13 protein-coding genes are annotated in these 14,394 nt (G+C 65.7%); 5 read left to right on the top strand and 8 right to left on the bottom strand.

What is annotated here, in order from left to right; all coding sequences use genetic code 11:
• Positions 1 to 13 precede the first annotated feature (13 nt).
• On the bottom strand, positions 14 to 787 hold the full coding sequence (locus ACVWY5_RS30725; RefSeq protein WP_028333308.1) for an SDR family oxidoreductase: 774 nt from the start codon (positions 785 to 787) through the stop codon (positions 14 to 16).
• Positions 788 to 922: 135 nt separating this feature from the next.
• On the opposite strand from ACVWY5_RS30725, the gene ACVWY5_RS30720 reads away from it, so the two are divergent.
• The 3 genes from ACVWY5_RS30720 (at position 923) to ACVWY5_RS30710 (ending at position 3,484) form a co-directional block, all read left to right on the top strand.
• Positions 923 to 1,831: a LysR family transcriptional regulator gene (locus tag ACVWY5_RS30720; protein WP_028333307.1), complete on the top strand. Its 909-nt coding sequence runs from the start codon at positions 923 to 925 to the stop codon at positions 1,829 to 1,831.
• Positions 1,832 to 1,894: 63 nt separating this feature from the next.
• Positions 1,895 to 2,515: a hypothetical protein gene (locus tag ACVWY5_RS30715; RefSeq protein WP_028333306.1), complete on the top strand. Its 621-nt coding sequence runs from the start codon at positions 1,895 to 1,897 to the stop codon at positions 2,513 to 2,515.
• A 195-nt stretch (positions 2,516 to 2,710) separates the two neighbouring features.
• Positions 2,711 to 3,484 (top strand): SDR family NAD(P)-dependent oxidoreductase, encoded by a 774-nt coding sequence (locus ACVWY5_RS30710; RefSeq protein ID WP_028333305.1) that lies wholly within the window; start codon positions 2,711 to 2,713, stop codon positions 3,482 to 3,484.
• Between the two features lie 17 nt (positions 3,485 to 3,501).
• Here the strand turns inward: ACVWY5_RS30710 and ACVWY5_RS30705 are convergent, their stop codons facing one another.
• The 6 genes from ACVWY5_RS30705 to ACVWY5_RS30680 all read right to left on the bottom strand — a co-directional run bounded on the left by ACVWY5_RS30705 (position 3,502) and on the right by ACVWY5_RS30680 (position 11,794).
• On the bottom strand, positions 3,502 to 5,988 hold the full coding sequence (locus ACVWY5_RS30705; RefSeq protein WP_283809438.1) for a TonB-dependent receptor: 2,487 nt from the start codon (positions 5,986 to 5,988) through the stop codon (positions 3,502 to 3,504).
• A 323-nt stretch (positions 5,989 to 6,311) separates the two neighbouring features.
• Positions 6,312 to 6,986 (bottom strand): RraA family protein, encoded by a 675-nt coding sequence (locus ACVWY5_RS30700; RefSeq protein ID WP_028333303.1) that lies wholly within the window; start codon positions 6,984 to 6,986, stop codon positions 6,312 to 6,314.
• Between the two features lie 33 nt (positions 6,987 to 7,019).
• A complete protein-coding gene (locus ACVWY5_RS30695; RefSeq protein ID WP_028333302.1) occupies positions 7,020 to 8,045 on the bottom strand; it encodes an amidohydrolase family protein in 1,026 nt (341 codons plus the stop codon).
• A gap of 21 nt (positions 8,046 to 8,066) precedes the next feature.
• Positions 8,067 to 9,395: an MFS transporter gene (locus tag ACVWY5_RS30690; protein ID WP_028333301.1), complete on the bottom strand. Its 1,329-nt coding sequence runs from the start codon at positions 9,393 to 9,395 to the stop codon at positions 8,067 to 8,069.
• A 29-nt stretch (positions 9,396 to 9,424) separates the two neighbouring features.
• On the bottom strand, positions 9,425 to 10,756 hold the full coding sequence (locus tag ACVWY5_RS30685) for an MFS transporter (protein ID WP_028333300.1): 1,332 nt from the start codon (positions 10,754 to 10,756) through the stop codon (positions 9,425 to 9,427).
• Between the two features lie 51 nt (positions 10,757 to 10,807).
• On the bottom strand, positions 10,808 to 11,794 hold the full coding sequence (locus ACVWY5_RS30680) for a hydroxyacid dehydrogenase (RefSeq protein WP_038377330.1): 987 nt from the start codon (positions 11,792 to 11,794) through the stop codon (positions 10,808 to 10,810).
• Between the two features lie 186 nt (positions 11,795 to 11,980).
• On the opposite strand from ACVWY5_RS30680, the gene ACVWY5_RS30675 reads away from it, so the two are divergent.
• Together ACVWY5_RS30675 and ACVWY5_RS30670 are read left to right on the top strand one after the other, a co-directional pair.
• The gene (locus ACVWY5_RS30675) at positions 11,981 to 12,916 is read left to right on the top strand and encodes a LysR substrate-binding domain-containing protein (protein WP_028333299.1); all 936 of its coding nucleotides are present in this window, start codon (positions 11,981 to 11,983) and stop codon (positions 12,914 to 12,916) included.
• Between the two features lie 187 nt (positions 12,917 to 13,103).
• Positions 13,104 to 13,454 carry a hypothetical protein gene (locus ACVWY5_RS30670; protein ID WP_051376072.1) on the top strand — a complete coding sequence of 117 codons (351 nt, stop codon included), beginning with the start codon at positions 13,104 to 13,106 and terminating at the stop codon, positions 13,452 to 13,454.
• 22 nt (positions 13,455 to 13,476) lie between these two features.
• On the opposite strand, the gene ACVWY5_RS30665 is transcribed toward ACVWY5_RS30670, so the two are convergent.
• Positions 13,477 to 14,373 carry a LysR substrate-binding domain-containing protein gene (locus ACVWY5_RS30665; RefSeq protein ID WP_028333297.1) on the bottom strand — a complete coding sequence of 299 codons (897 nt, stop codon included), beginning with the start codon at positions 14,371 to 14,373 and terminating at the stop codon, positions 13,477 to 13,479.
• Positions 14,374 to 14,394: the final 21 nt, after the last annotated feature.

Genomic DNA, 14,394 nt, shown 5'->3' with positions numbered 1-14,394 from the left:
CTGAGATCGCGCCTCACTTCGTGGTGTAGCCGCCGTTGACGAGGATGGTCTGGCCGGTCATCCACCAGCCGTCCGACACCAGCAGGCGGATCCAGGGCACGATGTCCTTGATGTCGGTGAGCCCGGTCCTGGAGAAGCCGGACAATGCTGCCGCCGATTTGTGATAGGCGACCGCGTCCGCGCCTTCGGCCGGATAGAAGAACGGCGTGTCCATCGGTCCGGGTCCGATCGCGGTGACCGAGATACCGCGCGCGCCGAACTCCTTCGATGCCGCGCGGGTGAAATGCTCGACCGGCGCCTTGGTGCCGGCATAGGCTGCATAGAACGGCGTGTAGGCGCCGAGCAGCGACGTCACCAGCGTGCAGATCTTGCCGTTGTCGTTGACGCGGCGGCCGGCCTCCTTGAGGAAGAAGAACGCGGACTTGGCGTTGACCGCGCTCATCGCGTCATATTCGGCCTCCGAGATCTCGACCATCGGTTTCTTCAGCACCTTGCCGACGGTGTTGATCGCGATGTCGGGACGGCCGATCGCGGCGACCGCGTCGGTGAACAGTTTTTCCATCGCGCCCGATGTCGTGAGGTTGGCCTGGAAGGCGACCGCCTTGCTGCCTGCGGCCTGCACCGCCGCCACTGTTGCGTCGGCATCGGCCTTGGTGGCCGCGCTGTTGTAGTGGATCGCGATCGCCTTCGCGCCGTGAGCCGCGAGATCGCGCGCGATCAGGCCGCCGAGATTCTTGGCGCCGCCGGCGATGATGACGGTCTTGCCCTTGATGCTGTGGTCGGTCATGGCGTTCGCCTCTCCAGGTCTCGCAGCCGCGCCCTGCAGCCGCTTTCTGGAGACGACGATATCGTCTAGAATTCGCCGATAAAGTCATGCATTGTGATCTCACTTGTCAGAGATGGCGAACAATCGAGGACGATTTTGGACCGCATCGACCTGTTCCGCATCTTCGCTCGCGTCGTCGAGTGCGCGAGTTTTACGCGGGCAGCCGATACGCTGCGCCTGCCGCGCTCGTCGGTCTCGTCAGCGGTCGCGGAACTGGAGCAGCGCGTTGGCGCGCGGCTGCTCCATCGCACGACGCGAAAGGTGTCGCCCACGCATGACGGCGCGGCCTTCTACGAACGAGCCTTGCGCGTCGTTGCCGATGTCGAGGAAGCCGAGACCCTGTTCCGCCACGCCGCCGCCGAACCGTCCGGCAGGCTCAGGGTCGACGTGCCCGGGCGGATCGGCCGCCTGATCATCGCACCGGCGTTGCCGGCTTTCCTTGATCGCTATCCGCAAATCGACATCGATCTCGGCGTCACCGATCGCGCCATCAACCTGATCGAGGATTCCGCCGATTGCGTCGTGCGCGTCGGCCCGCTCAGCGATTCCGGTCTGATCGCGCGGCCGCTCGGCGATCTGACGCTGATCAATGTCGCAAGCCCCGGATATCTCGCGCGCCACGGCGCGCCGCGAACGCCCGACGATCTCGGCGCGCATTGGGCAGTCAACTACGCCTCGCCCTCCACCGGCCGCATCGAGGAATGGGAGTGGTGCGAGCAGGGCGCAACCCGCACGGTCGCGATGCGCGGCCGCGTCACCGTCAACAGCGCCGAGGCCTATATCGCCTGCTGCCTCGCCGGCCTCGGCCTGATCCAGATTCCCGCCTACGACGTGAAGCGGCATATCGATGCCGGAGAGCTCATTGAGCTGATGACGCGGCACCGCGCCGCGCCGATGCCGATGACCTTGCTCTATCCGCACCGCCAGCATCTATCGCGGCGGCTGCAGGTGTTTGCCGACTGGCTGACGGATTTGCTGAAACAGAAGCTGCTCGCGGCGGAGTAGGGGTGCAGGCTGGCGTTCCCGCTCGGTGGGCCGTATAATCCCGGCGCTCGTGACGGTAACCTGATGACCACTTTGGTAAGTAAACTCGGCCTCGCAATAGCAGTGTTGGCGCTGTGCCTGAGCGGCCAGCAGGCCAGTGCTCAGGCCGGCCCGGTGCGCTACTGGACGCCGGGCTCGCTGTTCGGTTTCGGCGGCAGCCTTGCCGATGGCCAGAAGGCAGATACCTACGGAAACTTTCCGAGCTTTGACGCCGCCGGCGCGCAAGGCGGCGATTTCTCATATCTGAACGGCCGGCCCGACGGCTGGTTCGCCGGCAGCGAAGGTGGCCGCGTCGGCTGGAACGCGCTCGGCCAATCGGCGGCGTTCGGCTCGCTGGAATATCAGGGCGCGCAGTTCGGCTACAATTTCAGGGGTGTCGGTAATACGCCCGTGACGTTCTTCGCCGGCTTCGACACGCTGAAATACAATCCGCCCGGTGCCGGCGGACCGCTGGCGCCGTTCAGCGGCAATCCCGGTGTCAACGCGGGCTATTCCGCGCGCGCGGGCCTCGAGTTCCGGCCGACTTCGAATCTCAGCCTGTCTTTCGGCGCGAGCTTTACCCAGCAGGGGGCCGAGCGCATGGACAGCGACATTCATTCGCAGCTGCTGCCCGGCCAGTCTCCGGTCCTGTTCGGCGGGCGCTAAAGCGCGACGAGATCAGGTTGAAGCGCCATCGCGCTTTAGCTCCTTGTTTGAGCACGATCTTTTCGGAAAACCGCTTCGCACTTTTCCGGATCATGCTTTAGCGCGTCAGCGCAAGACGGCAGCGCTGCGGTCCTGATTCAACCAGAACGTCAAACCAAGAAGGCTCGAAGTCACGGGCACAGTCAGGATCGAAACATGGACATGCAGGGCAAGATCGCACTCGTCACCGCCGCGGCATCGGGCGCCGGCCGCGCCGGGGCACGCATCCTCGCGCGCGAGGGCGCGGCGGTCGCGGTGGTCGACCAGAACGAGGCCGGCGCGAAGGCGGTGGTCGACGAGATCAAAAAGGGCGGCGGGCGCGCGCTGGCGCTGGCCGGCGATCTGCGCGACGACGGCTTTGCGCGCGATATCGTCACTGCGACGGTGAAGGAATTCGGCGCGCTCGACTGCGTGTGGAATCATCTCGGCATTCCCGGTCCGTCCGTGATCGACGATCTCGAGGGCTGGGATCTCAGCGTCGATCTCAATCTGCGCTCGCAGCTGATCACCACCAACGCGGCGCTCGGCCAGATGACCGCGCGGCGCCAGGGCAGCATCCTGTTCACCGCATCGACCTCGGGCCTGGTCGGCTCGCCGTGGAGTCCGACCTATTCGGCGGCCAAGGCCGGCGTGATCGGGCTGGCGCGCGCGCTCGCCAAGCGCCACGCCAAGGACGGCGTCCGCGTCAACGCGATCTGCCCCGGTGCGATCGACACGCCGATGCTGCGGGTGTTCGTCAACCGGCCGGACCAGCCGGGCCACAACGAGGCCGATCCGGAGGAGCTGATCAAGGCCGCGGTCACCCGCAATCCGATGGGCCGCGCGGCGCGCCCCGAGGAGATTGCGGAAGTCGCGGTGTTCCTGCTGTCGGACAAGGCGTCGTTCGTCACCGGCATCGCGATGCCGGTCGACGGCGGGACGGTGGCGTAGCGTCTTCAGGAATTGCCCTAGAACTTCGCCCTGATGCCGGCATAGGCCGCGAGCGGCATGCCGGGGACGAATGTGCGCGGATCGGTCAGCTGGGCCATCAGGTTGGGCGCAGCTCCGGCGCTGGCAAAGCCGCCGGTCTCGTAGAACGCGCCGCCGAGATAATAATGCTGGTTGAAGACGTTGTTGATCAGGCCGAACACCTCGATATTTGGTGTGATCCTGTAGGAGGTGTGCAGGTTCACGACCGCGTAGGCCGGGACCTTCTGGCTCTGGTTGGTGTCGTCGCCGACCAGCCATTGGCTGCCCACCACATTGATGTCGGCGCCGACCTTCCATGCGTCGGTGGCGAGGTACTCGACACCTGCCTTGAAGCGGTGCGCCGGAATGCCCGGGATATGGTCGCCCGGCTTGACGTTGATGAACCGGACGTCATCGTTGTTCGGGTCGGTCAGGGCGTTCGGGTTGTCGGGAGCCGGCAACGTATTTGCGCTTCGATAGGTCGCATCGATGAAGGTGTAGTTGGCATAGGCGTTCCAGCGATTGACGCGGTAGTCGAGCTTGGCTTCGATGCCCTGCCGCAGGGTCTGCCCCGCATTCTGGAAATAGCCGAAATTGCCTGTGCCGATGGGGCTCTGCACCCGGATGATGTCGTCGTCGGACAGAGTGTGGAACGCGCCGACGCCCCAGCTCAGCATGCCGGTCCTGGCGTCGTTGCCCCAGGTGCCGCGGAAGCCGGCCTCGACGGTGTGCGACACGACCTGCTTGAGCGGCGGATCGGACACCAGGAAGGAATCGATGACGCAGGGGCGGGCCGGATCGGAGCAGCCGAGCTCGAGCGGCGTCGGCGCGCGGTTGGCCTCTGAATAGCCGGCATAAAAGGTGAGGTTCGGCGTGATCTTGTAGGTGCCGCCGATCACCGGGTTGAGGCGCTGGAAGCGGTTGCTGCTGTTGAGCGCATCGTTAGTGCCGGTCTGGTCCTGCAGATCGATCTGGGCATAGTTGAATCGTCCACCGGCAGTGACCGAGAACCTGTTCGTCACGTCGAAGGTATCGGTGAGATAGACGCCGGTGTAGGTGTTGGTGGCGCGCAGGTCGACCGGGGCGAGACCGGCGTCGGGCTGGTTGATGAAGATGCCGGTGCCGGTCACGAACAGGTTGTTCGGATCGATCGTTCCGAGCTCGCTGGTCGCCGTGAATTTCGTGTTGCCGTGGTCGACGCTGACGCCCATCACGACGTGGTTATCGTGTCCGAACAGCTTGTCCGAGTTGGTCAGCTGGGCTGTGCCGCCGAAGCTGTTGGTCGCGGCCCGGTTGCGGTCGACTTCGCCAAGGAAGGCGTTGCCCAGCGTGTTCGGAACCGAGGGACCGCCCGCCGGACCGAAAATCGGCAGGTCGTCGCCGATGCACAAACTGTCTCCACCGTCGCAGGCATGCACGTCGGTGCCGTTGCCGTCGACATGGGTCTGCCGGAAGCCGCGGAAATAGGCATTGCCCTGGAAGGACCAGGTGTCGGAGAAATTGTGGTTCAGCGTCGCGTTGACGAAGGCGAGCTGAAGCAGCGTCGTCTGCGGCCAGGTGTAGACGCTCGACCAGCGCTGATTGAGCATTTGGACCGGCGTTGCCGCAACGTTGCCGAGCAGGTTGCTGGCGCCGGTGAAATTGACGTGAAATTCGGTGTCGTCGTTGCGTGCGCCAACATCCACATACATGCGGTTGATGTGCGATGAATTGGCGTAGTCGCGCCAGCCGCGATCATACGCGGATTCGAACGCAGCGTAGGCGGAGATGTTGTCCCTCTGGCCGCCGGCCTGCACGCTGCCCTGCACGCGCCCGTAAGAGCCGCCGAACAGTTCAGCCTCGGAGCCCTGATAGGTGAAGCCGTTCTTCATCTGGATGCTCAGCGCGCCGCCGATCGCGTTGAGGCCGAACACCGGATTGTTGGGAAACAATGCGACGCTGTCGATGGCCTTTTCCGGGATGAAATCCCAGTTGACCACGTCGCCCCAGGATTCGTTGATGCGCACGCCGTTCTGATAGACCGCGATGCCCTGCGGCGTGCCCTGGACCGGCGAGGCGGTAAAGCCGCGGTAGTCGAGATTGCGCTGGAACGGATTGCCGGTCTGGTCGCCGAGCGTGACGCCGGGCAGCTTGCGGTTCACAGCATCGAGGAAGTTGGTCGAGTAGTTGTGGCTGAAATCCTGCGTCGTCATCACCGCGGTGTTGGACGGGACCTTGTCGCGATCAATCAGGGTGGAGTCGCGGTCGGAGGGGCCGGGTGCAGCGGTGCCGACATCGGGTCCCGCTGCCGGAGCAACAGGTCCGGTTCGGGTTCGCGCGGTTCGCGTGGTCCGAACCACCGGCCGTGCCGCCGGCTTTGCGCTGCGGGTGCCGGCCAGCGGTGTGGGCGCAATCACGTTGACGGGCGGCAGTTCAGTGGGGACCGGATCGGCCGTCTGAGCGTGCAGGACAGTCGAGGGCAGTGCAGAGCCAATAACAGCCAGCACGGCCGCAGCGCCGCGCGTATAGACCGAAGAAGACAAAGACCGTGTTGCCGCACGCAACAACGCACCAGCCATGACGCCCACCCCCAAGCCACGGTCCGCTTGATCCCCGACGAACCTTGGCTCGGAGACTGCGGGAGCGGCGTGGCTTTGGCAAACAACATCAGTCCCGGAAGGCCGGGATTCTTTTCCAACTGTAATCGGGAAAAATTCCCGATTTTGATGGATGGGCAAGCGCACCCGATACGGGCGGGATGATTCCGGCCGACTTGGCGCAAATTGGTGCCCAAAAGGCAGGCATCGCCGCCTTTTGGGACCGTCGTCGTCTAGTCCTTGAACTCGCAGCCGAGGCGCTGCAGGGCCTCGTCAACCCAGCGGCGGTCGCTGGTGCCGGCGAGGATCTGCTGGATGGCCTTTTCCTCGGTGGCCTTCTTGGCCTCGGTGAGCTTGCAGATGGCTTCGGCGTCGTCATAGGGCACGCAGAGCACGCCGTCGTCGTCGGCCACGATGAGGTCGCCGGGCTCGACGATCATGCCGTCGATCGAGATGGCGCAGTTGATCTCGCCCGGGCCGTCCTTGTAGGGGCCGCGATGGGCGACGCCGGCGGCGAACACCGGGAACGATCCGGCGCGGATCGCGCCAGCATCGCGGATCGAGCCGTCGATCACGAAGCCCGCGACGCCCTTCTTCTCAGCCAGCGTCGACATGATCTCGCCGATGATGGCGTTGACCAGCACACCGCCGGCATCGACCACGATGACGTCGCCCGGCTGCGCCAGGTCGATCGCCTTGTGGACCATCAGATTGTCGCCGGGCCGGGTCTTGACCGTCAGCGCCGGGCCGCCGAGCCAGCCGCCCGCGTGCATCGGCCGCAGCCGGTTGGTGCCTGCGATGCGCGACATCGAATCGCTGATATTGGCGACCGGTAGGGTGCGGTAGCGCGCGACGAGATCGGGCGACACTTTCCGTTTCGCCTTGTGAATAGCAAATCCTATGGCCATCGGTTTTCTCCGGTGTGTTGGCGGCGCGGTCGCTCAATGCGCGCGGCGGTCGAGATGGGCGTTGAGGCGAGGATAGACGCGGCGGGCATTGCCTTCAAAGATCTTGGCCTTGTCCGCAGCACTCAGCGGCAGCGCGTCGATATAGCGGCGGGTGTCGTCGAAGTGATGACCCGTTTCAGGATCGATGCCGCGCACGGCGCCGACCATCTCCGACGCAAACAGGATGTTCTCGACCGGAATCACCCTGGTCAACAGCTCGATGCCGGGCAGATGATACACGCAGGTGTCGAAGAACACGTTCTTCAAGAGATGCTCCGACAGCGGCGGCAGCTTCATGTCCTGCGCCAGGCCGCGGTAGCGGCCCCAGTGATAGGGCACCGCGCCGCCGCCATGCGGGATGATGAACCGCAGGGTCGGGAAGCGCTTGAACAGATCCGAGGTCAGGAACTGCATGAAGGCGGTGGTGTCGCCGTTGAGGTAATGCGCGCCGGTGCCATGGAAGCAGGGATTGCAGGACGAGGAGACGTGAACCATCGCCGGCACGTCGAGCTCGACCATCTTCTCGTACAGCGGATACCACCATTCGTCGGTCAGCGGCGGATCGCACCAATAGCCGCCGGCCGGATCGGGATTGAGGTTGCAGCCGACGAAGCCGAGCTGGGTCACGCAGCGTTCCAGCTCCTCGATGCAGTTGGCAGGCTTGACGCCCGGGCTCTGCGGCAGCTGGCACACGGGGACGAAGTTCTCCGGGAACAGCGTGCAGACGCGGTGCACCAGGTCGTTGCAGATCGTGGTCCATTCGCGGCTGGTCGCTTCCTTGCCGACGTGGTGCGCCATGCCGGCGGCGCGCGGCGAGAAGATGGTGACGTCGGTGCCGCGCTCCTTCTGCAGGCGGAGCTGTGCGCCCTCGACGCTAGAGCGGATCTCCTCGTCGGTGATGCCGAGATTGGTGGTGAGCGGCCGTCGCGACTTGTCGGCGAGGCCGGCGAGCTGTTTGTCACGAAATATCTGCAGCTTGGCCGGCTCGGTGGTGTAATGGCCGTGACAATCGATGATCATGGTTGCTTCCTTGGTAGGTTGTCAGTGGGCGACGGATGACGGGATCGCGCCCATCAATTCCGTCTCGTGCGGCTTGACGCGCATGGTGGCGGCGATGGCGGAGGCGACGAACAGGAAGCCGGCGATGCCGACCAATGCCCAGGAGAAGCTTCCGGTGGAGTCCTTGATCAGGCCGATGCACCAGGGTCCGATCAGGCCGCCGAACTGCGCCAGCGTGTTGACCAGCGCGACCGAGGCGGCACCGGCCGCACCGGTCAGCAGCGAGGCGTTGATGCTCCAGAACAGCGGATTGCCGGCGTTGAGGCTGAAGCCGACGATGCACAGGAACACGAAGGCCAGCACCGGGCTCGCCACATAGGCGCTGCCGAGCATCGCAACCGCGGCCAGCAGATAGACCGCGGCAAGATGAAACTTGCGATCGCCGGTCTTGTCCGAGCTGCGGCTGACCGCGATGGTGCCGATGACGCCGAGCAGCGGCGGGATCGCCGAGAGGAAGCCGACCTGGATGTTGCTGAGATTGCCCATTCCCTTGATGATCTGCGGCAGCCACAGCAAGAGCCCGTAGATCCCGACCAGTGCGCAGCCGAACAGCGCCGCCAGCAGCCAGACCCGGATATCGAGCACGCATTCGATCAACCTGTGCTGCCCCTGTTGCTCGATCTCGGCCCGCTCGGCGGCGAGTTCGCCCTCCAGCCAGGCCGCCTGCTCCTTGGTGAGCCAGCTCGCCTTGGCCGGGCGGTCGGTGAGATAATAGAGCGTGAACAGGCCGAGCAGAATGGTCGGCACGCCCTCGGCGAGGAACATCCATTGCCAGCCGTGGAGACCGGCAGCGCCATCGAACCAGGTCATGATGCTGGTCGAGATCGGCCCGCCCAAAACCGCCGAGAACGAGCCGGCGATGATGTATCCCGCCACCGCGCGGGCGCGATAGCGCGCCGGGAACCAGTAGGTGAGGTAAAGCACCACGCCGGGCATGAAGCCGGCTTCCGCGACGCCGAGGCCGAACCGCATCACATAGAGGCTGAGCGGATTCCAGACAAAGGCGGTCAGCGCGGCGACGAGGCCCCAGGTGATCAGGATCCGCGCCAGCCAGATCCGCGCCCCGAGCCAGTGCAGCATCAGGTTGCTCGGCACCTCGAGCACCATATAGCCGAGGAAGAAGATGCTGGCCGCGAAGCCGAAGATCGCGGGGCTGAGACCGAGGTCCTTGTTCATCGTCAGCCCGGCGTAGCCGAGATTGATGCGGTCGAGATAGTTGAAGAACATCATCACGAACAGGATCGGGATCAGCCGCCGATGGACGCGGCGGATGGTCTGCTGCTCGAGCTCAGTGACGGACGCTCTGGTCATTGCAATCCTCCCGTTCGTTGTGATGGCGTTCATTGGGTCGCGACGCCATTTCGGATGTTGTTTGGGTGTCCGGCCTCTCGTTCGTGCGGCAGGCGATCGGTCTCGTCCGGCGCGGCGCCCGCTGCCATTGTTCTGAGGTCGATGCCCTGCTGCTCGGGCAGCAGCAATGCCGCGCAGAAGGCGGCGGTGTAGCCGCAGATGGCGCAGATCGCCATCGCGTCGCCGAGATGCATCCGCGTCGAGAGAATGCCGACGGTCGCCGGCACGATCGAGCCGAGGCCCCGCCCTGCGCTCAGCGCGAATCCGGCGCCGTTGGCGCGGATGCTGGTCGGAAACAGCTCGGCAAAGGTCGGCATCAGGCCGGAGGCGAGGCCGGCCTGCAACGCGCCGAGGAAGAATCCGAGGATGACGGTGATGCCCTGGCCGATCGGCGCCTGGGTGTAGACCGCGACGTTCAGCGCCTGGCAGATCAGGAACAGCATGAAACCCTTGCGGCGGCCGATGCGGTCGGCGATCAGGCCGAAGGCGATCGGTCCGACGAACGATCCGAAGATGTTGACGGCGAGATAGCCGGCGGTGTGCGTGACCGGCAGATGCAGCCCGGTTTGCAGATAGGTCGGCAGCCAGGTGATCATCACATAGGCCGCGCCGAGCGTGCCTGTGGTGAAGAAGGTCGCGACCAGCGTCTTGAACAGATGCTCGCCGGTGAAGATGGTCCAGAAGCTGTGCGTCGGCGAGGCGGCGCGCTGCGCCCTCTCCTCGACGAAGATCGCGGATTCCGGCACGAAGCGGCGGACGAAGAAGACCAGCAGGGCGGGGAGGATTCCGATCGCGAAGAACACGCGCCAGGCCATGTCCTGCGACAGCCAGCCGAAGATGACGGGAAACAGCGCCACCGACAGCGCATTGCCGACGGCGTATCCGCTCTGGATCGCGGCGGCGACGCGGCCGCGCATGCCGGCCGAAACCACTTCGGCGACCAGCACGGCACCGACCGCGGCCTCGCCGCCATAGCCCATGCCCTGGATGGCGCGCGCGACCAGCAGATACCAGAAGCCGTCGGCAAAGGCGGCGGCAAAGGTCGAGACCGCGACCAGGAGGATGGTGAATTGCAGCACGCGCACCCGGCCGAACCGGTCGGCGGCAATTCCGGCGATCCAGCCGCCGACGGCCGTGCCGACCAACGAGCTTGAGGCAAGGATGCCGGCGTCGGGCCGCGACAGGCTCAGCGTTGCGATCAGCGCCGGCGTGACCAGCGCGTAGATCGTCGTGTCCATCGAATCGAGCGCAAGACCGCCGAAGGCGGCGAAGAAGGTCTTGCGCTCGACGGCGGACAGCTTGGACAGCCACCCCAGATTCATGTTCGTTTCCTCTTGATATCGCGGCCTCTTGGTGGGCCGTTTCTGCGAGATTTAAGGCGCGTCGAGTGCCGCCGGGTTCACCACATTGGCGCGATCGATGTCGCGTTGCGTGAGGACCGCCACGATGTTGCGCGCGGCCTCGACGCCGGTCCGCGTGATCGATGCGCCGGTTTGGGCCGCGATATGCGGCGTCACGATCAGGTTCGGCGCCTGCAGGATCGGCCGGTCCTTCGCCGGCGGCTCCTCCGCCAGCGTGTCGAGGCCGGCACCGGCGAGATGGCCGCTTCGCAGCGCCGCGCAAAGCGCGTCCTCGTCGACCAGCGCGCCGCGCGCGGTGTTGATCAGGAGGGAGCCGGGCTTCATGGCGTTGAGCCGCCCGGCATCGATCATGCCGCGCGTCGCATCGGTCAGCGGCGCGTGCAGGCTGACGATGTCGGAGACCGCGAGCAGCTCGGCGAGGTCGGCGGCTTCGCGCGCCAGCGCCGGATCGACGCGGCCTTTGCTCCGGCCGAGCGCGACGACGCTCATGCCGAGCGCGCCCGCCGCGCGGGCGACGTGGCGGGCGATGCGACCGAAGCCAACCAGGCCGATCGTGCGGCCGCGGATTTCGCGGCCGCGATAGGTGGTGCGGTCCCAGGCGCCGGAATGGGTTCGTGCGTTCAGGCTAACGACATCGCGCCCGAGCGCGAGGACCAGCGCGATGGTGTGCTCGGCGACCGCGGGCGCATTCGCGTCGCCCGCGACCATCACCAGCACGCGCCTGGCTGTTGCGGCGTCGATATCGACGCTGTCGACGCCGGCGCCGTGCTTTGCGATCACGCGCAGGTGCGGATTTCCGGCGATGGTGGCGGCGGAGAACACCGGATTGCCGCGCATCAGGATCGCCTGCGTCGACGCCCGCGCCATCTCGTGCGTGAGACGTTCGGGCGTGACGGCATCGCGCATCAGCACGACATCTGCGCCGATCTCGCTGAGGACATTGACGGCGGCCGGCGCGAGGCTGTCGCCGGTGACGAGAACGCGAAACGGAATGGTCATCTTCTATCGTCCGCTGCGATATTGCATGGCTGACCCGCTGCGAGCGCCGCGCCGTCGTGCCTGAACCTGACGCATTTCGCGCGCTTCTCCCTTGGAGGACTGGTGATTTCGCGCGAAGATCGGGAAACGGCCCCGTGAGGTCAAATACCTTGTTGACCCCCGACTTATAGGGAATCGGAATAAGCGATGGATTACAGGCAGCTTCGTTACTTCATCGCGGTGGCCGAAGAGCTCAGCTTCAGCCGCGCAGCGAAACGCTTGCATGTCAGCCAGCCGCCGCTGAGCACGCAGATCAAGGCGATGGAGGAAGAGCTCGGCACGCGCCTGTTGGCGCGAACGCGGCGCGCGGTGGAACTGACGCAGGCCGGGCAGTTGCTGCTGGAACATGCGCGGCGAGCGGTCAGCGAGCTTGATCTGGCGTCGGAGACGGTGCGCCGTGCGGCGCGCGGCGAGGCCGGCATGATCCGGGTCGGCTTCACCGGCTCGGTCCCGATGCTCGACATGTTCGCCGAGCTGTTCCGCAGCTTTCGCGCCAGCTATCCGCGGGTGAAGATCGAGCTCCGGCACATGTCGACGGCAACGCAGCTGCGCGCGCTTGCCGACGCCGAGCTCGATGTCGCGATCATGCGCCCGCCGCTCGATTTCAGGCCGGCGGCCGATCTGCAGGTGCATGTGGTGTGGCGCGACCGGCTGATGGTGTTTTTGCCGCTGGATCATCCGCTGGCCGGCGCGAAGGGTGCGCTCGAGATGGCCGACCTTGCCGAGCATGAATTCGTCGGCATGGCCGAGAGCGGTTGCGGCGTCGGTGATCAGGCCGCGATGCTGTGCCGGCGGGCGGGCTTTGCCCCGCGCGTGGTGCAGGAGGCGCATGAGCTGCGCACCGTGCTCAGCCTGGTTGCGGCCGGGATCGGGCTTTCGATCCTGCCGTCCTGCTACCAGCAGGCCGGCGTGATGAATGTGGTGGCGAAGCCGCTGGACACGCCGGATGCGGAGAGCCGCATGCTGGTGGCGATGCGCTCCAACGCTTCGCTGCTGCCGCGCCGGTTCGTCGAATGCACGCTGCAGGCGGCGTCGCGCAGCGCACCGCCGCTCGTTCCGGAGGTTGCGGCAGTGAGTCGTTGATCGCGCCGCACGCCCTATACTTTCGTCGGCCCTAGTCTTCCGGCATCCCGTCTGGCCTTGCTCTTGCATCGTTCAATGTCAGGTGCTGGGGCGAGGATGTGTCGCGTGCTCGCCTGCGGCGGCAGCGTCGCAGGCGAGCAGTCTGTGACGTGCCCGCAGCTGGATAGACGCTTACGGAGACGACGATATGCACGCCATCACGCGTGCGGCACTGCTGCTCGGGACGATGTGGCTGACATCGCCGACCCTGGCGCGGGACGACGGCCGCTACGCCAATTCACCGCTAAAGCCCTGGTTCGAAAGCCTGCACAGCGGCTATGGACAATGCTGCTCGGATGCTGACGGCTATGTGGTCGCCGATCCCGACTGGGAGTCGGATCACGGCCACTTTCGCGTGCTCATCGACAATGAATGGGTTGTCGTGCCGCACGAGGCCGTGATCACCGAGCCGAACAAGGTCGGGCGCACCATGGTGTGGAAGCACTATATCGACGGCCACCCGCGCGTGCGCTGCTTCATGCCGGGCAGCATGACCTGAGGCGCATCGTCCGGGCTGCAACTCAGGCCGGCGGAACGAACACCCGGTTCGGGAATGCCTGCTCGACGACGTCGAGAAACGCGCGAACCTTTGCGCCGACCAGCCGTCGCGAGCTCTGCAGTGCCCAGATCTCGACCGGAGGTCTGGCATCCGTTCCCCAATAGGCGAGGCGCCCCGCGGCAATGTCGTCATCGACCAGCAGCTTGGGCAGCAGGGCCGCGCCGGCGCCTGCGAGCACCGCATCGCGCATCATCAGCATCGATGAGAGACGCAACACTGCCCGTGGCCTGAACGTGATCTCTTCGCGTTCATTCTGGATGCGCCAGAGCGTGTCCGGCGGCGTCTGCGACATCAGAACGGCATCGACGAAGACGCCATCCGGATCGCGCGCGGCGGTCGTCGGTCGTTGCCGATCGGGATGCGCCACGACCAGCAGTTCGTCATTCAGGAAGCGGCGGCCGACGAGACGTTCATCCGGTGACGGGTTGATGCGGATGACGAGGTCATAGCCGTCCTCGACCGGATCGACCAGGCGATCCTCGGCGACGATCTCGAGCTGGACGTCGGGATAGGCGTGCGCAAAGCGCGCACCGATCCGGCCGAACGCGACATGGGCGAGCAAGACCGGCGCACTGACCCGCAAGCGGCCGCGCGGCGTCGACGCACCGAGCACCACGGCTTCGCCGGCCTCGGCGATGTCGGACAGCGGACCGCTGGTGCGCTCGTGCAGCGCGCGGCCCTCATCGGTCAATCGCAGACTCTGCGAACCCCGCTCGATCAAGCGGACGCCGAGACTCTGTTCCAGTTCGGCGACGCGGCGGGACAGCGTGGCCTTGGCCCGTCCGGAAGCGCGGCTGGCGCGGCCGAGCCCGCCATGCGCGGCCACCAGATTGAAATCGGCGAGTACCTGAAGGTCCATCGAACTGTTCCAACTGTTCCA

The organism is Bradyrhizobium sp. USDA 3256 (assembly GCF_054058275.1).
The sequence above is the reverse complement of the archived record's forward strand: the minus strand, read 5'-3'. Positions and strand labels throughout refer to the sequence as shown.